The sequence below is a fragment of the Parabacteroides sp. merdae-related_45_40 genome, assembly GCF_001915675.1.
On record NZ_MNQY01000010.1, the window covers coordinates 1 to 3936 of the forward strand.

2 protein-coding genes are annotated in these 3936 nt (G+C 45.0%); both read left to right on the plus strand.

The genetic code is table 11. The annotated features are described in order from the left end of the window. On the plus strand, nucleotides 1-1081 hold a 1081-nt coding region (locus BHV83_RS00185; protein ID WP_286755174.1), incomplete at its 5' end, for a RagB/SusD family nutrient uptake outer membrane protein. A 185-nt stretch (nucleotides 1082-1266) separates the two neighbouring features. Further along, nucleotides 1267-3936, plus strand: a 2670-nt coding sequence (locus BHV83_RS00190) for a glycosyl hydrolase (RefSeq protein WP_286755176.1), incomplete at its 3' end; no start/stop codon positions are given.

The following is a 3936-nucleotide window of genomic DNA, read 5'->3' on the forward strand; positions in this document are numbered from 1 at the left end:
TGGTAAAGGTGGAGAGGCACCAGCTGCCTATCAAAAAGCAATTGCTTATGGTAATGATGTGATTGATGGCTCTGTCTATAGTTTGATGACGGAACGTTTCGGTTCCAGAGCAGACGAAGACCCGGTTTATTATTATGCAACAGAGGAAAGCATGCAGACTCCGGAACACCTCTATTCTGCAGCTGGCTATCCGGTAGAAGGAAATCTTTATTGGGATTTGTTCCAAGAAGGTAACCAGAACTATCAGGAGGGTAACAAAGAGGCTATTTGGGTCGCCCAGATCGACTATGATGCCTATAAAGCGGAGGATGGAGAATCAAAATTACAGTATTCCCGTTCTTTTGGTCCGGTTTATAGAGATCCTATGTCCGCTCATTTGAATTCGGCGATGGAAGATGTCGGAGGTCGTGGTATTGTACAAGTAACTCCGACAAAATATACGAGAGACCTTGTTTATGAAGGAAAATGGGGGATAGACCTGCGTAATTCGGAAGCAGTTCTTAGACGTACTTTGTTAGGAAATGTCCCTTCTTCTCCTTATTATGGTAAACCGGTTCCTTGGAGTGTTATTTATAAAGACGGAGAAGGTAAAGATGCTGTTGACGGTTCTTGGACACAATGTTTTCCGATCTCCTGTAAGATTTCGACTGATAAATACAGAGGTCTGGATGCAGGGGAAAACAGAAGCAACCTGTTCCGTGATGAATATTTGATCCGTTTACCGGAAACTATCCTATTGCGTGCAGAAGCCAAGATGCGCTCTGGAGATAATGCAGGTGCGGCGGATGATATTAATTTGTTGCGTAAGCGTGCACAGTGCGAATATCTTGTACAGGCTTCGGAGGTGAATGTAGACTTGATACTGGATGAACGTGCCCGTGAACTGGTGTATGAAGAATGTCGTTGGAATACCCTTTTGCGTATGGGGGGAACCGTTGCGGTAGACAGGATTAAGAAATACGCTTACTGGGATGATCCGAGAACGACATTGACAAAAAAATTCAATTTATGGCCGATTCCCCAAGTTGTTATCGATACGAATAAGGATGTCGTAATGGAACAAAATCCCGGCTGGAATTAATAGATTGGCATAGTGATTTTTACTAAGACCCGCTAACGTTTTATGAATTGGAGTATGAATAAAATTTTAGCGGGTTTGATTATTAAGATAGATAATAGATGTGAGTGATGAGTTGGAAAACAATATGTTGGGAAGCGATATTACTTGGCTTTCTCTTTAGTTGTACGGGGTCGGATAAGGATCCTATGGATAGAAAATACCAAATTGACTATGACTATCTGAAAAGCAATTTTCAGCAACCGGATAGAACCTATGGTGTGAATTGCTGGTGGTGGTGGTTGAATGGAAACGTGACAAAAGAAGCTATCACGAAAGATTTGGAAGCGATGAAATCCCGGAATTTCCAGGGAGCGATGATCTTTGATGCCGGTGGACATAATCAGCGGGGGAATAAGGATATCCTTGCCGGACCGCTTTTCGGAAGTGAGGAATGGACAGAGCTTTTTGTTTTTGCATTGGATGAGGCCAAGCGTTTAGGATTGGAGATCGGTTTCAATATCCAGAGTGGATGGAACCTAGGGGGACCGTGTGTCACTCCGCAGTATGCAGCCAAGCAACTGACTTATTCCGAACGAAAGGTGACAGGAGGAAAAACGCTTCGTCTGCAATTGGCTGAACCTGATATTTATAAAGGGTTTTACAAGGATATTGTCGTTCTTGCTTTCCCATCGAATAAAGAAAACAAAACGAATGAACCGGTCAGTAATCTGGATCTGAAGTTAGGTTTTCATGAACTGGGAGGCTCTGCTCCCGACTGCCGTTTTTTATTGGAGAATAATGCGCGTGGCAGAGAAAAGAAAACGGATAAAACGATATATCTTATTGATATAGCTCGGATAGTTGACCTTACAACGCAGATGGATGAAAAAGGCTTGCTCAGTTGGGACGCTCCTGAAGGCGACTGGAATATTATGCGTATTGGTTATACTTGTACTCGATCGGAAGTTTCTACCTCTAGCAGGGATTGGCAAGGCAATGTCCTGGATTATATGGATCGGAACGCATTTGATTATTATTGGAATACGATCGTTGAACCTATCCTCCAGGCGGCAGGTGAAAAGCATGTGGGATCGACATTGAAATTTATGGAGACGGACAGTTGGGAGTGTGGAGGAATGAACTGGACGGATGCTTTTGCCAATGAGTTTCGTTCATATTGCGGATACGATTTGAAACTATATTTGCCCCTTATTGCCGGGCATGTCGTGGATAATATCGACACTTCTAATGCTTTTCTGGCTGACTTCCGCAAGACGATAGCTCATCTGGTCGCCACGAATCATTATGCCCGCTTTGCCGAACATGCCCACCGGCACAACATGGGGATCCAACCGGAGTCGGCAGGACCTCATGCCGGACCGTTGGACGGTATGAAGAATTATGGCTTCAGTGATATTGTGATGAGCGAGTTCTGGTCGCCATCCCCGCACCGTCCGCGGCCGCAGGATCGTTTCTTTATTAAGCAGGCCTCTTCCGCCGCCCATATTTATGGAAAGAAGATTGTGGGAGCCGAATCTTTCACGACGATCGGTCCGCATTGGAACGATGAACTGTGGCATGACCAGAAATCGGCATTCGACCATGAAATATGTGCCGGTCTGAACCGGGTGTATTTCCATACCTTTACTTGTTCCCCTGTGGAACAGGGAATACCGGGACAGGAATATTTTGCCGGTACACATGTGAACCCGCGTGTTACTTGGTGGAGTAAATCGGCTCCTTTCATCGATTACATGCATCGTGTACAGATGTTGGCGCAGGAAGGAACGTTCGTTGCCGATATCCTTTATTATTATGGCGATCACGTCCCGAATGTCTATCCGTTTAAACATTCGGATATGCCCGGTGCGATGTTTGGTTTTGATTACGATGTGACGGATGAAAACATTTTGATGAAATTAGGTGTCAAAGATGGCGACATTGTAGTTCCGGGTGGCAGGAAATATAAAGTGTTGGTTTTACCGGATCACCGGATCTTGTCGTTACCAGTATTGAAGAAGTTGGAAATGTTGGTAAAAGAAGGTGCTTCTGTTCTCGGTCCGAAACCACAGAAAGCCGTATCGCTGTTCGGAGGAGAGAAAGGTGCTGCTGAGTTCAAAAAATTGGTGGACCTGCTTTGGGGAACGACAATCGGGACAACCGGACAGAATCAATATGGCAAGGGGTTTGTCTCTTGGGGGATAACTGCCAAGGAATACCTTCTTTCCCGGAATCAACCGGTTGATTTCGCTGTCGAAGGAAACGATAGTAAGACGGATTTTGATTACATCCATTATGTGATCGATGATGCTCATGTTTATTTTGTCAGTAACCAGACAGCGGAACGGCAAAAGATCGACGCATGTTTCCGCGTATCGGGATTACAGCCGGAGTTATGGAATGCCCTTACCGGAGAGATACGTGAGGCCGGGGCTTTCACCCAGAAAGATGAAAAGACGGTCGTCCCTTTAACACTGGAACCTTACGGTTCTATGTTCGTGGTGTTCCATAAGAAGATTGATCGGAACAAGCAAGGAGCGAAAGCCGGCAATGATCCTGATTATGAGATTTTGCAAACGTTGGATGGCGCCTGGACTGTCAATTTCGATCCGGAATGGGGAGGTCCGTCGTCTGTTGTCTTCCCGGAATTAATAGACTGGACGAGGCATTCGGATAAGAGAATCAAATATTATTCGGGAACAGCAGTCTATAATAAGAAATTTACTGTTAATTTTGAAAAGAATCCCGCAAACCGGTATTACCTGCAACTCGAAAATGTAAAGGATGTCGGGATTGCCTCTGTCTGTATTAACGGGAAAGACAAGGGAATTGTCTGGACAAAGCCTTTCCGTGTGGATATAACAGACGGTTTGAAG